An 18035-nucleotide genomic window follows, 5' to 3' on the forward strand; every position below is an offset into this window, starting at 1 on the left:
TCCGGGGTGTTCATGTTCGCGGGGACAGTTTCGACATTTCACCCGATGGTCAAGCCGGTTGTCATTCCGAACCCGTTCCTCAGCCTGAACGAGCCGAATCAATCCGGTTGCCCAGCACTGTGGCTGGGCCAAACGGATGACTTGGAATTCTGGCGCTACACCATGAGTTGTGAAGCGCATCACAGACAAACTGGTATTGTTTCATGTATGAAGTTAATCGTCGCGCTTTGTGAGCTCCTGAATCGAAAAGGCAACAATGGGCGCGAAATTTTATTACTCTTTTTGATTATTTTCAGAAACTTTGTCACCCTGTATGTGGGGGAACACATTTAAGGAGCGGGGGTCGCTCAATGAATTTTCAAATTTCAACCAACGGTGCGGGGGTTATTCCGTCTCGCCAAGCATCAAAAGAACTGGATTGTGAAACAGCGGCGCTGCTGCGTGCGGCCATTCGGCCGATCTTTGCCAGCGCGGCAAGCTGGGGCAACTTGACTGATATCCTGAAAGACAAAGGGTACCGTCTGGTTTTCCGGCAAGGACGTCTGTGTATCACGGATCGCACTACGGACGCGCGGGTTTGCGGGTTGCGATTTCTGGGTCTTGAGTTTCGCGACCTGGTCAACCGGCTGGGCCGTCCGATCGTGGTCGCACGCGGCGATGGCGCCAACGGCGACATCCTTGCAACGCGCCCGACGGCAGACCAAGACTGACGTCTGAACCAATCAAATTGGTCAGTTCACATTTGGTGGCCAAGCCAATCGCATGGCCACCTTCGCGAAATGGATCTGTGTTGCGTGACAGCAAGACCCGTCACCGGTGACGGTGCTCAGGCAATCTGCTGGTAGATTTCAGCAACTTTGGTAACGGCCGCCTCGGGGCTCAGTTCCTCGCTTTCACCGGTCCGGCGGCAAGTCAGTTCAACGACACCATTCTTCAGGCCACGCGGCCCGACCGTGATCCGCCAGGGCAGACCAATCAGATCCATGGTCGCAAACTTGCCCCCTGCCCGTTCATTGCGGTCATCATAAAGCGGCTCCAGCCCCAAGGCAGTCAGAGCATTGTAGATTTTGTCACAGGCCGCATCCGCTTCTTCATCGCCCTGTTTCAGGTTCACGATGCCGCAATGGAACGGGGTCACGCCCTCGGGCCAGATGATGCCTTTGTCGTCATGGCTGGCCTCGATGATCGCACCGACCAGGCGGCTGACACCAATCCCATGGCTGCCCATATGCACCGGAACCGGTTTTCCATCCGGGCCCTGCACGGTGGCGCCCAGCGGCTCGGAATACTTCGTGCCGAAATAGAAGATCTGCCCAACTTCGATACCACGCGCCACGCGGCGGCGTTCTTCGGGGATCTGATTGAACAGCGCCTCGTCATGCGTTTCATCCGTGCGCGCGTATTTCGAGGTGAACTCTTCCAGGATCGCCTGACACTGTTCGCGGCTGTCATAGTCAATCTCACGATCACCAAAGGTCAGATCGGTGACGGCGCTGTCATAGAAGACCTCGGATTCACCAGTGTCAGCCAACACCAGGAACTCATGGGTGTCATCGCCGCCGATGGGCCCCGAATCCGCGCGCATCGGGATCGCCTGAAGGCCCATACGCTCGTAGGTGCGCAGATAGCTGACAAGATGGCGGTTATAGGCGTGCAGCGCATCTTCCTTGGTGAGGTCGAAGTTGTAGCCGTCCTTCATATAGAACTCGCGCCCTCGCATCACACCGAAACGCGGGCGGATTTCGTCGCGGAACTTCCACTGGATCTGATAGAGGGTCAGCGGAAGGTCTTTGTAGCTGTTCACGTGACCGCGGAAAATATCGGTCACCAGTTCTTCGGCCGTGGGCGTGAAAAGCATGTCCCGGTCATGCCGGTCCTTCATGCGCAGCATTTCCTGCCCGTAATCGTCATAGCGGCCGGATTCGCGCCACAGATCCGCCGATTGGATGATGGGCATCTGGATCGCGATGTGACCAGCCCGGGCCTGTTCCTCGTGGACGATGTTTTCCAGCTTGCGCAGCACTTTGAAGCCCAGCGGCAGCCAGGAATAAATCCCCGCAGAAGCCTGCTTGATCATCCCGGCACGCAGCATCAGCCGGTGGCTAACGATCTGGGCCTCGGACGGGTTTTCCTTGAGAACGGGCAGAAAGTAACGGCTGAGGCGCATGAACGATCCTATTTGTCTAGCGAAAGCCCGAATGCTCTACGCGATCCACAAAGGCTAGGCAAGGCGGCGCATCATTCAGGCTTGCGCAGCAAATAAGTGTAATAGTTGCACGAACCAAAGAACGTGCCTTCCCGCGCGGCTGTTTTCTGTCCTTCGGCCCATTTCAAGGCGGTCTCGGCGTCGATTGCGCCGGCCTGAATGCAGGGGCCGACATAGGCGTCGATCATGTTTCCGAAAAACGAGGTCTGGCCAGCCTCGGCCAGCAATTCCGGGATGAAACCGGAAACTTCCAGCCCCGTCTGCCGGGCCAGGAACGGAAGATGCCGCAGAACGAACGGATTGCCGACCACCGTCTGCAAGATCGCGTTCACCGCCATCGCGTTGGCGTCAGGGTCGCCAGCGCCGATCGTCAACGACGCATAGTCGCCATCGAAAACGGCGATCGTGCCGCCGGGCCGCGTCAGTCGCGCGGCTTCCTCCAGCATCGCCGCCGGGTCCACCACATGGCTGATCACCGTATGCGCGATGACGATATCAAAGCTACCTTCGCCGTCACCGGTGTTCCGGGAATCCGCAACCTCGTACCGTATGCGCCCCGCCAACCCCGCAGCGTCCGTCTTTTCCATTGCGACCTTGATCAGTTCCGCCGCCAGATCCGACCCGACAATCTCGCACTCCGGGCCGACCCGGTCGGCCAGCGCCCGCGTCACGACGCCCGTGCCACAGCCCAGATCGACGATGCGGCGGCACGAGGCCCAGTCGAGCCGGTCGAAATAGCGTTCGCGCATTTTTATGAAATCCGGCATTTCGCCGCGAAATTCCAGACGGTCCGCAACGACGCGAACCGTGTCTCCCCCTTGTTGATCCAGGCTCTGATAAATGTCGGGCATTGCTTCGTCCCCCAAGGCAGGGCGTCAGTATAGCACGTTTCGGCCCGGTACGTCGGCTCTCTGCGCTGGCGGGCTGTGAATGCGACGCCCGGCAATGGCGCGTTTGCGACCCAAGGTCAGTCGGGTTTTTGATTGACCCGCCAATTGGGAATTTCAATTGTGACGGGAACACCAACCCCAGGAGGCACTGTTGCAGACAATTCAGGAACCCGCCCGGCAGATACCTGTCATCCACCAGACCGATATTCTGGTCGTGGGCTCTGGCCCGGCCGGGTTGGCAGCAGCGCTGGCAGCGGCCCGTGCAGGCGCAGACGTGTCGCTGGTTGACCGGTTCGGCTGTATGGGCGGCAACATCACTGCCGTCGGCGTCGAAGGATTCGCCTGGTACCGGCACGAGCAAACCGTCGAGGCCGGCGGCATCGGGATGGAGTTCGAAACCCGCGCCAAAGAAATGGGCGCGGCGGTGCCCGAAAGCCAGTCGCTCAGTTATGAACTGGACAGCGAAGGGTTCAAGCTGGTGGCGGACAAGTTGGTCGAAGAGGCGGGTGTTCACCCGATGCTGCACCGGCAATTCGTCGCCCCCATCATGGAAGGGGACCGGATCACTGGTATCATTACCGAGTCCAAGGCCGGGCGCGAGGCGATACTGGCCAAGGTGGTAATCGATGCCACCGGTGACGCCGATGTGGCCCATCGGGCGGGGGCCCCGACGCACAAAACCGCTCGGGAGGACATGATGGCGGCGTCTGTCATGTTCCATCTGGCCGGGGTGGACAAGCGCGCCTTTATCGAGGGCGTCAAGGCCGACCCGCAGACCTACAAGGACTGGGGCGGCGGTGGTGAGTGGAACATCGAAACCAGCGGCAAAGAGGACGACATGTTCTCGCCCTTCGTGCACAAGCCCTTCCAGCAGGCCATCGATCAGGGGCTGATCCCGCCGCATCTGAATACCATTGCCGGCACCTGGGGTGCGATGCATGACACGGGCGAGCTGACCTACATGAACCTCATCCATCTGGCCGAGATTGATGGGACCGACCCCGACAGCCTGACACGTGGCGAGATCGAAGGCCGCCGTCAGACCATGCTGGCCATCGAGGCGCTGCGCCGGTTCATGCCGGGATGCGAAAACGCGCGGCTTCGGAATTTCGGGATGACCATCGGTATCCGCGACACCCGCAAGATCGATGCGGTCTACAACATGACCGAAAACGACGCCCGCCATCAGGGCCGCTTCGAGGACACGATCGGCATCTATCCCGAATTCATCGACGGCTATGGCATTCTGATCCTGCCGACCACGGGGCGGTACATGCAGGTCCCCTACCGCTCGATGCTGCCCAGGGGCGTCAAGGGCCTGCTGGTCGCCGGGCGGTCGCATGGCGCGGACCGGGTGGCCCATGCCGCCACGCGCAACATGGCCTGCTGCGCCGTCATGGGCCAGGGCGCGGGAATCGCCGCAGCGGTATCATTGAAAAGCAATCAGGAGCTGGACCAGCTGAATCTGGCACCTGTTCACGCGGAACTGCAACGTCAGGGGGTCAGGATTCACTGATGGACAGAATTCCGACCATAGACATCTCGCCGCTGTCCGATCCCGGCAGCGCAGCCTTTGCCGCAACGGTACAAGGCATAATTGAGGCCTGCACAGGAATCGGGTTTCTGTCCATCACCGGGACAGGTGTGTCCCAGCGGACAGTGAATCACGTCCGTCAAACCACAAGAGAGATCTTTGCCATCAATGAATCCCGCAAATGGGATCAGGCCATCACGCGCAAGAATTATCGCGGTTATATCCCGATGGGTTTATTCACACCGAATGACGGATCCGGCAAGGCCGACAAATACGAGGGTTACAAGCTGCACCACGAGGTTGCCGCCACCGACCCTGTGCGCTCTGAATGTGCCCTGTACGGCCCAAACCTGTGGCCCGCCGAAGTCCCCCACGCCAAAGAGGTCATCCTGGACTATTGGCGTCAATTGGATCAGGTCACTGATGTGTTGTTGGGCGCGTTGGAATCCGGCCTGAACTTGACCTCTGGCATTTTGCGCGACGCGTTCCGCAACCCGATGACCAATATGACATTGCTGCACTATCCCCCGCAGGCCGCGGAAGAAGCGGGCTATGGCATCCATCCGCACAAGGATACGGACGCACTGACCATCATCGCGCCCGATCCGGTGGGCGGGCTCGAGGTGCAGACCCGCAGCGGCAAGTGGATTTCACCAGACTGCCCACTCGGTGGTTTCGTGGTGAATATCGGCGACATGCTGGAACTTTGGTCAGGCGGGCGATTGAAATCCACGCCACATCGGGTGGTCAACCGGTCGGGCAAGGAACGGTATTCTTTCCCTTATTTCGCCGTACCCCGCCATGACGTCATTGTTGAACCATTGTTGCCCGCCCTGCCCGGTTTCGACCGTCCGGCGGTTCATTGCGGCCACTGGTCGGCAGAAATCTGGCGCACCAACTGGCCCGATGAAGCCGCAGAAGAAGACACCCCTGAACTGGGGACGTTGCACGATTGAAGCGGGCAAAGCCCCTGCCCATGAAGCGCTTGCATCATGGGCTTTGATGCGCCAAGAACGCCTGCAAGTGCCTGAACAAGGGGATCACGATGGCTTTGCCGGTAAAGGATCAGCTGAGATACTGGGGCGTCGCCGCGGCGGTTTTTGTTTTGATCCTCTGGGCTTTGGGGGATGTCCTGCTGCCCTTCGTCATAGGCGGAGCAATTGCGTATTTCCTTGATCCCGTTGCGGATCGGCTGGAGAGGTTGGGCCTGTCGCGCATCGCAGCCACAGCCGTCATCACCGTCATCGGGATTTTGGGGTTTATATTGGCGATCCTGATGGTCGTGCCCGCCCTGATTACCCAGTTGCTGGATCTGATCGACGTTCTGCCAGACCTGTTCAAGCAATTGCGCGGGTTCATTGAAAAACAATTCCCGTCGCTGCTGGATCGGGAATCAAACACTCATCAGATGCTGGTGTCCTTCGGCGACATGCTGAAATCCAAGACCGGTGATGTTCTGCAAACGGTTCTTGCCTCACTTGGGTCTGCGATAAACATTGTTGTCCTTCTGGTGATCGTGCCCGTTGTGGCCGTTTACCTGCTGCTGGACTGGGATCGCATGGTCGCTCGCATCGGAGAGCTCCTGCCGCGTGATCATGCCCCCACCATCAGGCGGCTGGCCGGTGAGATTGACGCCGTGCTGGCCTCTTTCGTGCGCGGGATGGGAACGGTCTGCCTGATCCTAGGTACCTACTATGCCGTCGCGCTGATGCTTGCCGGTCTGCAATTCGGCCTGATCGTGGGGTTCATCGCGGGGCTGGTCACGTTCATCCCCTATCTGGGCGCCCTGATCGGAGGCTCATTGGCCATCGGGCTGGCGCTGTTTCAGTTTTGGGGTGATTGGGCACATGTAGGACTGATCGCGGGGATCTTTGCCATCGGACAGGTCACCGAGGGGAATTTCCTGACACCCAAACTGGTAGGCAGCTCTGTCGGGCTGCACCCGGTCTGGCTGCTGCTGGCGCTGTCGGTCTTTGGGGCCTTGTTTGGCTTTGTCGGCATGCTGATCGCCGTGCCCGTGGCCGCAGCATTGGGCGTGCTGGCCCGATTTGCCACATCGCTGTACCTGGACAGCCGACTTTATACCGGTCTTGAACGTCAGGATCAGGAAACCGAGTAAATGGCCCGACAACTCAGCTTTGATCTGCCCGCCAAAACTGCGCTCGGGCGAGAGGACTTTTTTGTGTCGCCTGCCAATGCCTTGGCCGTGGCGATGATCTCGGCCACATCCTGGCCGGGAAACAAGCTTGTTCTGACCGGTCCGGCTGGCGCGGGTAAAACCCATCTGGCACATGTCTGGGCCGCGGAAACCGGCGGGCGCATCATTCAGGCCGCCGATTTGCGGTATGACGACGTGCCGGATCTGGCACGCAGGCCGATTGCCGTCGAAGACGTGCCCATGATCGCCGACGATGCCGACCAGCAGAAAACGCTGTTTCACCTGCACAATCTGGTTCTGGCCGAGGGGAACGCCCTGCTGATGACGGGTCGGCTGGCCCCGAAGTTCTGGGAATTGCCACTGGCCGACCTGCAAAGCCGGGTCGAAGGCGCCCATCACGTGGCGCTGGATCCGCCCGACGACGCGTTGCTGGGTGCGGTTCTGGCCAAACTGTTCGTAGATCGGCAGCTGAACCCCGGCCCCGAAGTAATCGCCTATCTGGTCAAACACATGGATCGTCGATTTGAAACTGCGGCCGACGTAGTGGCGCAGCTGGATCAATTGGCCCTTATGGAAAAGCGCGACATCACCCGTTCCCTGGCCGTGCGGGTTCTGAACATGAGCCCGGACGAGATCGAGACCAATGATTGACCCGCTGACGTCAATTTCGCATCCTCAAACAGAACAATCTGGAAGGCACATGGATCAGACCGTCGAAACCGATATCCCGGATTGGGGAACAATCGGAAAGCCTCTGTTTGACAAACCGGACGCACGGGCGCTGTCGCGCGTCGGGGTTGTCGATGTCGGGTCGAACTCGGTCCGGATGGTCATTTTCGACGGGGCGGCCCGATCACCGGCTTATTTCTACAATGAAAAGGTCATGTGCGAACTGGGGGCGGGCCTGTCCGAAACCGGACGGCTGAACCCGCGAGGCCGCAAACGTGCCCTGGCGGCATTGCGGCGCTTCCAGCACCTGGCAATGGATCTGGATTTGCCCGGTTTGCATGTTGTCGCCACCGCTGCTGTGCGCGAAGCCTCGGATGGGCCCGAGTTCTGCGATCAGGTGCAGGCTGAAACAGGATTGCAAGTGGCCATCATTGACGGTGACGAAGAAGCCCGCCTGTCGGCACAGGGTGTCCTGTTGGGATGGCCCGGAGCTTATGGGCTGATCTGCGATATTGGCGGATCGTCGATGGAATTGGCCGAAATCGGCGGTGGTCAGGTCGGCCGCCGCGTGACCTCGCCGCTTGGGCCGCTGAAACTGCGTGACATCAAAGGCGGGCGGCGCGCGCGAAAAGCGCATATCAAGGAAACGATGGAGGATCTGCGCAATCAGATGGGCCAGCAGCGGGATCGTTTGTTTTTGGTCGGCGGCAGCTGGCGTGCCTTTGCGCGGCTGGACATGCTGCGGCGAGGCTATCCGCTGAACGTTCTGCATGAATACCGCATGACCACCAAGCAGGTGCGCGAGACGATCAAATACATCGAGAAACACGATCATGAAAAGCTGCGTACTCAGGCCGGCGTGTCCAGTTCGCGCATGGCGCTTATCCCTTATGCGATGGATGTTCTGGCGCGGCTGATCCGCACGTTCAAACCCAAAGATATCGCCATCTCGAGCTATGGTATCCGCGAGGGGTTGCTGTATGAGCAGATGCCGCAGGAAGTGCGCGACCGCGACCCGCTGATCGAAGCCAGCCGGTTCTCGGAAGCCAAGGACGCGCGCCTGCCCGGATTTGGCAGCAATCTCTATGATTTTGTCATCCCGCTGTTCAGATCCGCACCGCCCAGCAGGGTGCGCCTGATCAAGGCGGCCTGCCTGCTGCACGATGTAAGCTGGCGCGCACATCCCGATTATCGGGCCGAGGTGTGTTTCGACAACGTCACGCGCGCCAATCTGGGGGGCCTGAAGCACTCCGAGCGTGTTTTCATCGGATTGGCACTGCAACACCGCTATCGCAACAAACGGGAAGGCAACCGGTTCTCTCGGCTTTACGAATTGCTGGATGAGAAAAGCCAGAAACAGGCCGAAATTCTGGGCAAGGCCATGCGCTTTGGCGCGATGCTGTGGATGCACAAGGACGCCAATATGGGGCGCCTGAAATTCTATCCCAAAAAGCGGGAGTTGGAGCTATACCTGCCCGAAGCAGCAGCCCCCCTGTTCAGCGAAGTTGCCGAAGCGCGCCTGAATTCACTGGCGAACGCCCTGAAATCCGATACGCGCGTGATCATCAAGGGCTGACCATCGATCCGATCAGATATCAGTTGCCCCTTCGGGCAATTCTTCACTTTCATTTTCAGGCTCTGGCGGATCCTCGGCCTGTTTCCTTCGGATGATGATATCGCCATTGGGCAAGATCTCGGGCGCTTCATAAGCGCTCCAATCCTTGATCTCGGCCCCCAGCTCGGCCAGTGCGGGGCCCATTTCCCGCAAGAACGACTGCATTGCCGGGCCAAACTCATCCGCAAGGCCCAGCAGATCATCCAGCGCCGGTTCCATCTCCTTGCGCAGACCTTCGAAAAACAGCTCGGCCCCCTGCTCCATCAGGGATTTGCTGTTGTCTTCCTGCGAAAGGGCGGGCGCGGCGATGCCGGCAGTGATTATGCTGATCAGCAAAACGTGTTTCATAACTAGTATATAGCGCCCCAGCCGAAGGCGTGAAAGGTCACAGGTCGATGTCCAGTGTGACCGGGAAATGATCCGACGCCGTCAGCAGTGCCTGTCGCAGGTCCGGTGCGGACCAACAGGCCGCGTCGCGAAACGGATGCCAAATGCGCCAGGCCGGGCGGTATGCACGCAGATCCTGTGTAATCATTATGTAATCCAGAAGAGCCTCGAGAAACCTGCCTTCTTCCGGGCGGGCAAAGCGCGCCGTGGAGGGTATCGATCCCGGCCGAAAACCATGAGCCGTCACCGCGTGCGGGTCGAACAACCCAGCTTCCAGCAAAATCTCGACCGAAGAGCGGCCGAACAGATGCTCGAACTCATCCAGCCCGGGACCGTCGTTCAGGTCTCCCAGCAGAATGACGGGTTCCTGGCTGGCAACGTGCATCTCGACCCGCCTGGCAAGCCAGACCGCCTGCGCCAGTTGCTTGCGGCGGTTGGCAATCGAGATCCGGATCGCCTCGTCCCGCGACCCGGCCCCATGCGGAGCCTTGGATTTCAAATGAGCTCCGATCAGCCGGACGTCGTGGCCCGATTGCGTCGTCACCGCCAGTTCCATCGGTGGTTTGGAAAACCGCACCACATCCTCGGTCGCATCAATATCCAGATCGATTCTGAACGCACCATCGAACCGGGGGGCCAAGGGGTCGTCGATGTCACCCTTGGGATCATGACGCACGGCAAGAATGGTCCTGTCGTAGAGCAGCGCCAGCTCTTGATGGGTGTCGTTGGCAAACCCCATCACAGCGTCAGAGATGCGCAGATCGAACGCCTCGGCAAAGGTTTGCAGGGCCCGCACCGTATTCTGGCGTTTGCCGGTGTTCGGAGCCTCGACAATCAATACCGCATCCGCGTCAATCGCGGTCAGCACTTTTGCGATCGCCTCGACCTGTTGCGCCTTGGTGACATTATGCCGACCGGACCAGGTGTCATCGACAATCAGATGGTCGTTTTGATCAAAAAGATTGGCAAACCATTCGATATTGTAGGTCGCCAGCCGCATCCTGTCAGGCCCGCGCGCCGTTGATCTCATCCCAGGCGCGGTTGATGTCGATCATCTTTTTCTCGGCTAGTCTGATCGCCTCTTCCGGGACACCGCGCGCCATCATGGCGTCCGGGTGCGTTTCGCGGACCAGCCTTCGCCAGACTTTGCGGATATCGGGCAAAGGCATGTCCTGCGGCACACCCAGAACCGTGTAAGGATCCTTTGGCGCATCCGGCACGAACCGTGCCCGCAATGCTTTGAATTGAGCGTCGGACTGCCCGAATATCTTGCTCACTTCCTCCAAGAACGCGTTCTCATTGGGGTGGTAGAACCCATCGGCCATGGCGATGTGAAACAGCCCCTCCATCAGGTCGCAAAGCGTGGTGCTGTCTTCGGCGAACATCCGGGCGATCTTGCGGGCATAGTCCTGATACCCCGCCACATCCGTGCGCGCCATGTTGAAGACCCGCGCAGCATCTTCTTCGTCTTCGCGCGCGATCTGGAACACATCGCGGAAGGCAGTGACTTCATCTCGAGTCACCTGACCGTCTGCCTTGGCCATTTTTGCGCCCAGGGCAATCACTGCAATCGTGAACGCCACCGATCGTTCCGGAGGTGTTCGCAGCTTTTCAAAAACTGCGGCCAGGCTTTCGCCTTGGGCCAGCGCGCTGAGCGCATCGGATATGCGGGTCCAGATCGACATGGGCGTACACTAGCGTCACAATTCGGGACTGTCAGGTGCGACAGATCATTCAGGCGAAAGAATTTTCTGCATCAACACAAGATCCAGCCATTGACCCCATTTGAACCCAACTTCGGGCATGCGACCAACCTGCGAAAAGCCCAGCGCCGCGTGAAACGCCACGGCGCCCGGATTGGCCGAGGAAATGCCTGCAACCAACACATGCACCCCGTCGGTTCGTGCCGCCGCCTCGAGCGCTTGCATCAAAGCCCGCCCAGTGCCTTTTCCGCGCGCGTCCGGTGACAACTGGATCGAATGTTCGCGCGTTTGCGCGTATCCGGGGCCCGCGCGAAACGGGGCATAGGTGGCAAAACCAACAACTTGCCCATCATGTTCGGCGACTAGGAATCCAGTGCCCCGCTCCGTAATATCCTCGGTGATTTGCGTTGTGCTGCGCTCATCGGTCGTGAAGGTGATCAACGACTCACGAATGATCGCATTGGTGATCCTGGCGATTTCGGGCGCATCCGCCGCCATGGCCGGGCGAATGATCATCCCAGCACCCGGACCCCATGAGGCGTCTCGAACTCCGCCCTGAGCGCGGCCGGGCCGGTGTCGAACACCACCTGATCCAATGCACCAAGATGTCTGGCCAGCGTCAACGCATCCGGGTGGTACACAACCAAACGCCGCAGCCGACAGCCGCTGTTTTGCAGCATGTCGGCCGGGTGAAGATCGCCCTGCCATTCGATAAGGGCGGGAAACAGGTTGTCGAACGGCAAGCGCCCGGTTGGTGGAACCGCCATGCGCCACCGCAGCGCGCCCCGGGTCAGGTCGATCGGCTCTCCGGTGCCATCGGGGAAGATCGACAGTGTGGCCTCGATATCCTCGACCCGGCATATCCAGTTCGTCAAACGCGGGCCGCCCTGAAAACTGTCCAGATCGAACCATCGCGGCCTGCCCGGAGGGTGCGCCTGCGGATCGATGGAAATCGCTTCCAGATAGAGCCCATCCCTAAGACCCAGCAGCCTGTTATGTGTCCCGAATTTTTCGTGTTTCCCACCGGGTTGCAGCGCAACGCCAAGCGCCTGTTCGATATGCGCAGACGCTTCTTCAAGCGTTTCGCCCGCGACGGCCAGATGATCCAGTAACATGTGCCACCTCCTGCAAGTTAATGGCCAGACCCTTGCGGATCTGGCCGTATGTTTTCGCCAAAGAGGCACGATCACAAGATGATCTGACGAAAAACCCGACCTTCTTCAGCCGCGCGCTTCGCTGATCAGGCGCAGGATGTCCTGAGCGGCCTCGGGAATGTTGGTGCCCGGGCCAAAGATTGCCTTGACCCCATGATCATAAAGGAACTGGTAATCCTGTTGTGGGATCACCCCTCCGCAGATCACGATGATGTCCTCGGCCCCGGCCTTTTTCAGCTCTTCCACCAGTTGCGGAGCCAGTGTCTTGTGCCCTGCCGCCTGCGAGGAAATGCCGACCACATGCACGTCATTGTCCACTGCATCCTGCGCGGCCTCGGCCGGGGTCTGGAACAAGGGGCCAACGTCCACGTCAAACCCGATATCGGCGAACGCGGTGGCAATCACCTTGGCCCCACGGTCATGGCCGTCCTGCCCCATCTTGACCACCAGCAGACGCGGGCGGCGGCCTTCGGCCTCGGCAAACTCCTCGATGGATTTCTGGATCGCGGCAAAGCCTTCGTCGCCCTCATAGGCCGCGCCATAAACGCCGGCCAGGGTTTTCACTTCGGCGCGGTGGCGGCCGAATTCCTTTTCCATTGCCATGCTGATCTCTCCTACGGATGCGCGGGCACGGGCGGCCTCGACGGCGGCGGCCAGCAGGTTTCCGCCCTCTTGGGCAGCCTTGGTCAAAGCGTCCAGCGCCTGTTGGCAAGCGGCTTCGTCACGGGTCGCACGGATACGTTCCAAACGCGCGACCTGCGCTTCGCGAACCGCCACGTTGTCGACGTCCAGAATGTCGATCGGATCTTCCTGTTCCTTGCGATATTTGTTGACCCCGACGATCACCTCTTCGCCACGGTCGATCATGGCCTGGCGGCGCGCGGCGCTTTCCTCGATGCGCAGCTTGGGCATACCACTGGCCACGGCCTTGGTCATGCCGCCCATTTCCTCGACCTCTTCCATCAGGGCCCAGGCTTTCTCGATCAGCTGATTGGTCAGGCTTTCGACGTAATAAGACCCCGCCAGCGGGTCGACCACATCGGTCACGCCGGTCTCTTCCTGCAACACCAGCTGCGTGTTCCGGGCGATACGCGCCGAAAAGTCGGTGGGCAGCGCAATCGCCTCGTCCAATGCGTTGGTGTGCAACGATTGAGTCCCGCCCAGAACCGCGCTCATCGCCTCATAGGCGGTGCGGATCACGTTGTTGTAAGGATCCTGTTCCTGCAACGAAACACCTGACGTCTGGCAGTGGGTGCGCAGCATTTTTGACCGTTCAGATTTCGCGCCGAACTCAGTCATCACCCGGTGCCACAGCGTGCGCGCGGCGCGCAGTTTGGCGATCTCCATGAAAAAGTTCATGCCGATGGCAAAGAAGAACGACAGCCGGCCTGCGAACTTGTCCACGTCCATCCCGGCCTGTGTTGCTGCACGGACATATTCGCGCCCGTCGGCCAGGGTATAGGCCAGCTCCTGCACCAGGTTCGCGCCGGCCTCTTGCATGTGATAGCCCGAGATCGAGATCGAGTTGAACTTGGGCATCTCGTTCGAGGTATACTCAATGATGTCCGAGATGATCCGCATCGAGGGCTCGGGCGGATAGATATAGGTATTTCGCACCATGAATTCCTTCAGAATGTCGTTCTGAATGGTGCCGGACAGCACGGATTTGTCGTGTCCCTGCTCTTCACCCGCCACGATGAAATTGGCGAGGATCGGGATCACCGCGCCGTTCATGGTCATCGAGACCGAGACCTGATCCAACGGAATGCCGTCGAACAGGATTTTCATGTCCTCGACACTGTCGATGGCCACACCGGCCTTGCCCACGTCACCGACGACACGCGGGTGGTCGCTGTCATAGCCGCGGTGGGTGGCCAGATCGAAGGCAACCGAAACACCCTGCTGGCCCGCCGCCAGATTGCGGCGATAGAAGGCGTTGGATTCTTCGGCGGTCGAAAAGCCCGCATATTGACGGATCGTCCACGGACGGCCGGCATACATCGTGGCTTTCACACCGCGTGTAAACGGACCAAAGCCCGGCAGCGAACCCATATGCGGCAAACCAGCGGTGTCTTCCTGCGTATAGAGCGGTTTGACCGCAATGCCTTCCAGCGTCTCTTTGGTCAGATCGTCCAGCGGACGCCCGCGCAGCTCTTTCTCGGCCAGCGCTTTCCAATCCTTGGTGTCGGTCATTTCGGTTTCCTCTTGTCAATTCGGATGGCGGCAGTCGAAAGCTTCCGCATTGAGGTCTTGCGCTTGGCCGTTTCATTCAGCCACAAGCGCGACATTTTGAGTGTTTGGTACAAATCGTCGGTCGCAATCGGTGTCACAGAGGCTATATTCGAAGGAACAGGAGGCCACATGACACGCACGCTTGCCTTTGTTTTCTTGGCACTAATCCCGATGTCTGTCTGGGCGGCGGATGGCACGGCGACGACGGATGACAGTTTTGTCCGCCCGGTGGGTGACAGCGAACTCAGCGAGTTTCTTTGGGTCAACCGACCTATCGTAGTCTTTGCCGACACGCCGGCGGACCCGCGGTTCCAGCAACAGATCGACATGCTGGTCGAGGGCGAAGCCGCAATGCGTGAGCGTGACGTGGTGGTTCTGACCGACACCGACCCATCGGCGCGGTCTCCGATCCGGTCACAGCTGCGCCCGCGCGGGTTCCAGATGGTATTCGTCGACAAGGACGGCGTGGTCAAACTGCGCAAACCTTCTCCGTGGAGCGTGCGCGAGATTGGCCGGTCCATCGACAAGACCCCCCTGCGCGAACGCGAAATCCGCGATCGGCGCGAAGGCGGCTGACCGCTTTCGCCACCCCGAAAGGCCCCGGCACAGAATGCCGGAGGCTTTGACGGGTATGGCAAAAGCGCGGTCATGATCACTCGAACTCGATGATCACTTCGTCCACGGCGAGACTGTCGCCGGGGCCTGCATTGATCTTGGCAACGATGCCCTTCTTCTCGGCGCGCAGGATGTTTTCCATCTTCATCGCCTCGATGGTGCACAGCGCTTGACCTTCCTGCACCTCCTGCCCCACTTCGACGTCGATCTTCACGACCAGGCCGGGCATCGGGCACAGCAGCATTTTCGAAGTGTCCGGCGGCAGTTTTTCAGGCATCAGCCGCGCCAGTTCGGCCTGACGCGGGGTACGTATCTGCACCTTGAGATCCGCGCCGCGGTTACGGATGCGGAACCCGCCCGAGATCTTGCCCACCTTCATGACCAGCGGCGCGTCATCGACCGTCATGACGGCAAGTTGATCACCCGGTGTCCAATCACCCGTCACCCGCATTTCCTGACCGTCGTCAAACCTGATCGTGGCCCCGTCCTGATCCGCGTTAACCTTGACGGGCCACTGGATCTCGCGCCCGAAGGAGACAACCCAATCGGTGCCGACCTTGCGTTCGTGATTATCCATCCGGCCCGACACGCGGGTCCGGCGAATTTCTGCGACGCGATGCATGGCCGCGCAGGACGCCGCAATCCGGCGCAGGTCTGCCTCGGCAAGTTCGACGCCTTCGAACCCGTCGGGGTATTCCTCGGCGATAAAGGCCGTGGTCATATCGCCGCTGATGAATTTCGGATGATCCATCACGGCGGACAGGAACGGCAGGTTGTGGCCAATGCCTTCAACCTCGAAACTGTCCAGCGCCACGCGCATCGCCTCGATCGCCTGATCACGGGTCGGAGCCCAGGTACACAGTTTGGCAATCATCGGGTCGTAATACATGCTGATCTCACCGCCCTCATAGACGCCGGTGTCATTTCGAACAGCAACATCGCCTTCGGGCGCATCCCCCTGCCATTTGCCGTTGGCCAGCATCGGTCCGGCTGCCGTCTCCTGCGGCGGGCGATACCGGGTCAGACGGCCAATCGAGGGCAGGAAACCGCGATACGGATCCTCGGCGTACAGGCGGTTTTCGATCGCCCATCCGGTCAGTGTCACGTCGTCCTGCGTGATCGACAGCTTTTCACCCGCTGCTACGCGGATCATCTGTTCGACCAGATCAACGCCGGTGATCAGTTCGGTGACAGGGTGTTCAACCTGCAAACGCGTGTTCATTTCCAGGAAATAGAAGTTCTTTTCACCGTCAACGATGAACTCTACCGTTCCCGCGCTGGAATAGCCCACGGCCTTGGCCAGGGCCACCGCCTGTTCCCCCATGGCTTTGCGCGTCGCTTCGTCCAGAAACGGCGACGGCGCCTCTTCCACGACTTTCTGGTTCCGGCGCTGGATCGAGCATTCGCGCTCGCCAAGGTAGATGCCGTTTCCATGACTGTCGCACAGAACCTGAATTTCGATGTGACGCGGTTGGGTCACGAATTTCTCGATGAAGATCCGATCATCCCCGAACGAGCTTGCGGCTTCGTTCTTTGACGACTGAAAGCCCTCGCGCGCCTCGTCGTCATTCCACGCGATCCGCATGCCCTTGCCGCCGCCGCCGGCGCTGGCCTTGATCATGACAGGATAGCCGATCTCGTTCGAGATTTTGACCGCCTCTTCCGCGTCTTCGATCAGCCCCATATATCCGGGAACCGTCGACACATTCGCGTCCTGCGCGATTTTCTTCGAGGTGATCTTGTCGCCCATCGCCTCGATCGCGCCTTTCGGAGGACCGACGAAAACCACACCTTCGGCTTCCAGCGCCTCGGCAAACTTGGCGTTTTCGGACAGGAAACCATAACCGGGATGGACCGCCTGCGCGCCGCTCTGGCGGATGGCGTCCATCACCTTGTCGATAACGATATAGGACTGGTTTGCAGGTGGCGGGCCGATATGGATGGCTTCGTCCGCCATCGACACATGCAGCGCGTTCTTGTCCGCGTCCGAGAAAATGGCGACGGTGCCGATACCCATCTTGCGGGCGGTCTTGATAACCCGGCAGGCGATCTCGCCCCGGTTGGCGATCAGGATCTTATTGAACATGGAACGTCCTTTGGCTTGGTCTTCTGGAAACGCAAAACGCCGCCGCAGGGAACAATCCCCACGACGGCGTGATGCGCGATGACGGGCGGGACGACATGCGCCCCGCAAAATATGCGTTAGTTACAGGTGTTCTGTGTCTTGCAGTACAGCACGTTGCCCGCCGCGCCGACTGCTGCGCCAAACAACGGGTCCGCGTTGAGGACGGCCGCCCCCACTGCCCCGGCACCTCCGCCGAGGATTGCCTGTTCGCCCGTGGTGTCTCCGCAGGCGGCCAGACCCGCGCAGGTCGTCGCAACAAGGATGAAGCGTGAGAATCGCATAGTATCTGCCCTTTTTGGTTTCTTGGTCCTTTTCGGGTCAGATGCGCGAAACACACCCTGTTATTCAATATCAACGGACGCGCCGGCGATTTTTGTGCGGGATTTTGCCTCTTTTTGTCCGTGACAGGCAAAAAGAAAAACGCGGACAGGACTATGTGGGGAACACAAGCCTGCCCGCGCAAGGAAGGGGTACGGAATAGTAGGTGCATGTGCGGCGCAGGCAAAGTAGAGCCGCACGGCTCATCCAGTTTGCACAGCACAATATTGCCGGCAAACACAGTATTGTTTCCAATCGGGATTTCGGCTGGAATCTGCCCACACCCGGAAATGCCGCGCAACTTCGCGCCTATACCGGTTCGATACTGCTCGGGCGTTTGAGGCCGCTTTACCGTCACAGTTTCGTGACAGATCAAGCCGCTTCCCGCGCGTTTCGCGGTTGCAGCATCACGACTCTCGGTCAGCGTTG

18 protein-coding genes are annotated in these 18035 nt (G+C 59.7%); 8 read left to right on the forward strand and 10 right to left on the reverse strand.

From position 1 onward, the window contains the following. Nucleotides 1-12: 12 nt before the first annotated feature. Entirely contained in the window at nt 13-333 is a 321-nt protein-coding gene (locus ACR0I0_RS06785) for a hypothetical protein (protein ID WP_209832480.1), read from the forward strand. A 17-nt stretch (nt 334-350) separates the two neighbouring features. Beyond that, nucleotides 351-710, forward strand: a complete 360-nt coding sequence (locus ACR0I0_RS06790; protein WP_152458705.1) for a hypothetical protein — start codon at nt 351-353, stop codon at nt 708-710. A gap of 116 nt (nt 711-826) precedes the next feature. Here the strand turns inward: ACR0I0_RS06790 and proS are convergent, their stop codons facing one another. Both proS and ACR0I0_RS06800 read right to left on the reverse strand, forming a co-directional pair. Next, on the reverse strand, nt 827-2167 hold the full coding sequence (gene proS / locus ACR0I0_RS06795; protein ID WP_152458706.1) for a proline--tRNA ligase: 1341 nt from the start codon (nt 2165-2167) through the stop codon (nt 827-829). Nucleotides 2168-2238: 71 nt separating this feature from the next. Further along, nucleotides 2239-3057 carry a methyltransferase domain-containing protein gene (locus tag ACR0I0_RS06800; RefSeq protein ID WP_480490664.1) on the reverse strand — a complete coding sequence of 273 codons (819 nt, stop codon included), beginning with the start codon at nt 3055-3057 and terminating at the stop codon, nt 2239-2241. A 190-nt stretch (nt 3058-3247) separates the two neighbouring features. Here ACR0I0_RS06800 and ACR0I0_RS06805 point away from each other — a divergent pair, with 190 nt between their 5' ends. From ACR0I0_RS06805 to ACR0I0_RS06825, 5 genes are all read left to right on the forward strand, one after another. Beyond that, nucleotides 3248-4612, forward strand: a complete 1365-nt coding sequence (locus tag ACR0I0_RS06805) for an FAD-dependent oxidoreductase (protein WP_371807720.1) — start codon at nt 3248-3250, stop codon at nt 4610-4612. After that, on the forward strand, nt 4612-5586 hold the full coding sequence (locus ACR0I0_RS06810; RefSeq protein ID WP_171630907.1) for an isopenicillin N synthase family dioxygenase: 975 nt from the start codon (nt 4612-4614) through the stop codon (nt 5584-5586). Before ACR0I0_RS06805 ends, ACR0I0_RS06810 begins: the two co-directional genes overlap by 1 nt. Before the next feature lie 89 nt (nt 5587-5675). Further along, complete coding sequence (locus ACR0I0_RS06815) at nt 5676-6749, forward strand: AI-2E family transporter (protein ID WP_171722887.1); 1074 nt, start codon at nt 5676-5678, stop codon at nt 6747-6749. Beyond that, nucleotides 6750-7439 (forward strand): P-loop NTPase family protein, encoded by a 690-nt coding sequence (locus tag ACR0I0_RS06820; protein ID WP_171722886.1) that lies wholly within the window; start codon nt 6750-6752, stop codon nt 7437-7439. Between the two features lie 49 nt (nt 7440-7488). After that, on the forward strand, nt 7489-9033 hold the full coding sequence (locus ACR0I0_RS06825; protein WP_171630901.1) for a Ppx/GppA family phosphatase: 1545 nt from the start codon (nt 7489-7491) through the stop codon (nt 9031-9033). A 12-nt stretch (nt 9034-9045) separates the two neighbouring features. Here ACR0I0_RS06825 and ACR0I0_RS06830 read toward each other — a convergent pair whose 3' ends face one another. The 6 genes from ACR0I0_RS06830 to scpA all read right to left on the reverse strand — a co-directional run bounded on the left by ACR0I0_RS06830 (nt 9046) and on the right by scpA (nt 14509). After that, nucleotides 9046-9408: a hypothetical protein gene (locus ACR0I0_RS06830; RefSeq protein WP_371732205.1), complete on the reverse strand. Its 363-nt coding sequence runs from the start codon at nt 9406-9408 to the stop codon at nt 9046-9048. A 49-nt stretch (nt 9409-9457) separates the two neighbouring features. Further along, nucleotides 9458-10459: an endonuclease/exonuclease/phosphatase family protein gene (locus ACR0I0_RS06835; RefSeq protein ID WP_480490667.1), complete on the reverse strand. Its 1002-nt coding sequence runs from the start codon at nt 10457-10459 to the stop codon at nt 9458-9460. 4 nt (nt 10460-10463) lie between these two features. Then, nucleotides 10464-11144 carry a molecular chaperone DjiA gene (locus ACR0I0_RS06840; protein WP_171114829.1) on the reverse strand — a complete coding sequence of 227 codons (681 nt, stop codon included), beginning with the start codon at nt 11142-11144 and terminating at the stop codon, nt 10464-10466. A 45-nt stretch (nt 11145-11189) separates the two neighbouring features. Continuing rightward, entirely contained in the window at nt 11190-11678 is a 489-nt protein-coding gene (locus ACR0I0_RS06845; RefSeq protein WP_209832469.1) for a GNAT family N-acetyltransferase, read from the reverse strand. Next, entirely contained in the window at nt 11675-12277 is a 603-nt protein-coding gene (locus tag ACR0I0_RS06850; protein WP_480490669.1) for a VOC family protein, read from the reverse strand. Before ACR0I0_RS06850 ends, ACR0I0_RS06845 begins: the two co-directional genes overlap by 4 nt. 105 nt (nt 12278-12382) lie before the next feature. Then, nucleotides 12383-14509: a methylmalonyl-CoA mutase gene (gene scpA, locus ACR0I0_RS06855; protein WP_480490671.1), complete on the reverse strand. Its 2127-nt coding sequence runs from the start codon at nt 14507-14509 to the stop codon at nt 12383-12385. Nucleotides 14510-14677: 168 nt separating this feature from the next. Between scpA and ACR0I0_RS06860 the strand changes: the two genes are divergently transcribed. Beyond that, nucleotides 14678-15124: a DUF4174 domain-containing protein gene (locus tag ACR0I0_RS06860; RefSeq protein WP_171362466.1), complete on the forward strand. Its 447-nt coding sequence runs from the start codon at nt 14678-14680 to the stop codon at nt 15122-15124. Between the two features lie 76 nt (nt 15125-15200). On the opposite strand, the gene ACR0I0_RS06865 is transcribed toward ACR0I0_RS06860, so the two are convergent. Beyond that, on the reverse strand, nt 15201-17249 hold the full coding sequence (locus ACR0I0_RS06865) for an acetyl-CoA carboxylase biotin carboxylase subunit (protein WP_171666372.1): 2049 nt from the start codon (nt 17247-17249) through the stop codon (nt 15201-15203). Nucleotides 17250-17365: 116 nt separating this feature from the next. Further along, the gene (locus ACR0I0_RS06870) at nt 17366-17569 is read right to left on the reverse strand and encodes a hypothetical protein (RefSeq protein ID WP_152458720.1); all 204 of its coding nucleotides are present in this window, start codon (nt 17567-17569) and stop codon (nt 17366-17368) included. Nucleotides 17570-18035: the final 466 nt, after the last annotated feature.

Source organism: Ruegeria sp. AG6 (assembly GCF_056541565.1).

Excerpts from the sequence above, each read along its gene's own strand:
- scpA (WP_480490671.1), bottom strand. The coding sequence starts at position 14,509 with ATGACCGACACCAAGGATTGGAAAGCGCTGGCCGAGAAAGAGCTGCGC.
- proS (WP_152458706.1), bottom strand. The coding sequence starts at position 2,167 with ATGCGCCTCAGCCGTTACTTTCTGCCCGTTCTCAAGGAAAACCCGTCC.
- ACR0I0_RS06870 (WP_152458720.1), bottom strand. The coding sequence starts at position 17,569 with ATGCGATTCTCACGCTTCATCCTTGTTGCGACGACCTGCGCGGGTCTG.
- ACR0I0_RS06815 (WP_171722887.1), top strand. The coding sequence starts at position 5,676 with ATGGCTTTGCCGGTAAAGGATCAGCTGAGATACTGGGGCGTCGCCGCG.
- ACR0I0_RS06790 (WP_152458705.1), top strand. The coding sequence starts at position 351 with ATGAATTTTCAAATTTCAACCAACGGTGCGGGGGTTATTCCGTCTCGC.
- ACR0I0_RS06825 (WP_171630901.1), top strand. The coding sequence starts at position 7,489 with ATGGATCAGACCGTCGAAACCGATATCCCGGATTGGGGAACAATCGGA.
- ACR0I0_RS06820 (WP_171722886.1), top strand. The coding sequence starts at position 6,750 with ATGGCCCGACAACTCAGCTTTGATCTGCCCGCCAAAACTGCGCTCGGG.
- ACR0I0_RS06840 (WP_171114829.1), bottom strand. The coding sequence starts at position 11,144 with ATGTCGATCTGGACCCGCATATCCGATGCGCTCAGCGCGCTGGCCCAA.
- ACR0I0_RS06850 (WP_480490669.1), bottom strand. The coding sequence starts at position 12,277 with ATGTTACTGGATCATCTGGCCGTCGCGGGCGAAACGCTTGAAGAAGCG.
- ACR0I0_RS06800 (WP_480490664.1), bottom strand. The coding sequence starts at position 3,057 with ATGCCCGACATTTATCAGAGCCTGGATCAACAAGGGGGAGACACGGTT.
- ACR0I0_RS06845 (WP_209832469.1), bottom strand. The coding sequence starts at position 11,678 with ATGATCATTCGCCCGGCCATGGCGGCGGATGCGCCCGAAATCGCCAGG.
- ACR0I0_RS06860 (WP_171362466.1), top strand. The coding sequence starts at position 14,678 with ATGACACGCACGCTTGCCTTTGTTTTCTTGGCACTAATCCCGATGTCT.
- ACR0I0_RS06785 (WP_209832480.1), top strand. The coding sequence starts at position 13 with ATGTTCGCGGGGACAGTTTCGACATTTCACCCGATGGTCAAGCCGGTT.
- ACR0I0_RS06835 (WP_480490667.1), bottom strand. The coding sequence starts at position 10,459 with ATGCGGCTGGCGACCTACAATATCGAATGGTTTGCCAATCTTTTTGAT.
- ACR0I0_RS06865 (WP_171666372.1), bottom strand. The coding sequence starts at position 17,249 with ATGTTCAATAAGATCCTGATCGCCAACCGGGGCGAGATCGCCTGCCGG.
- ACR0I0_RS06810 (WP_171630907.1), top strand. The coding sequence starts at position 4,612 with ATGGACAGAATTCCGACCATAGACATCTCGCCGCTGTCCGATCCCGGC.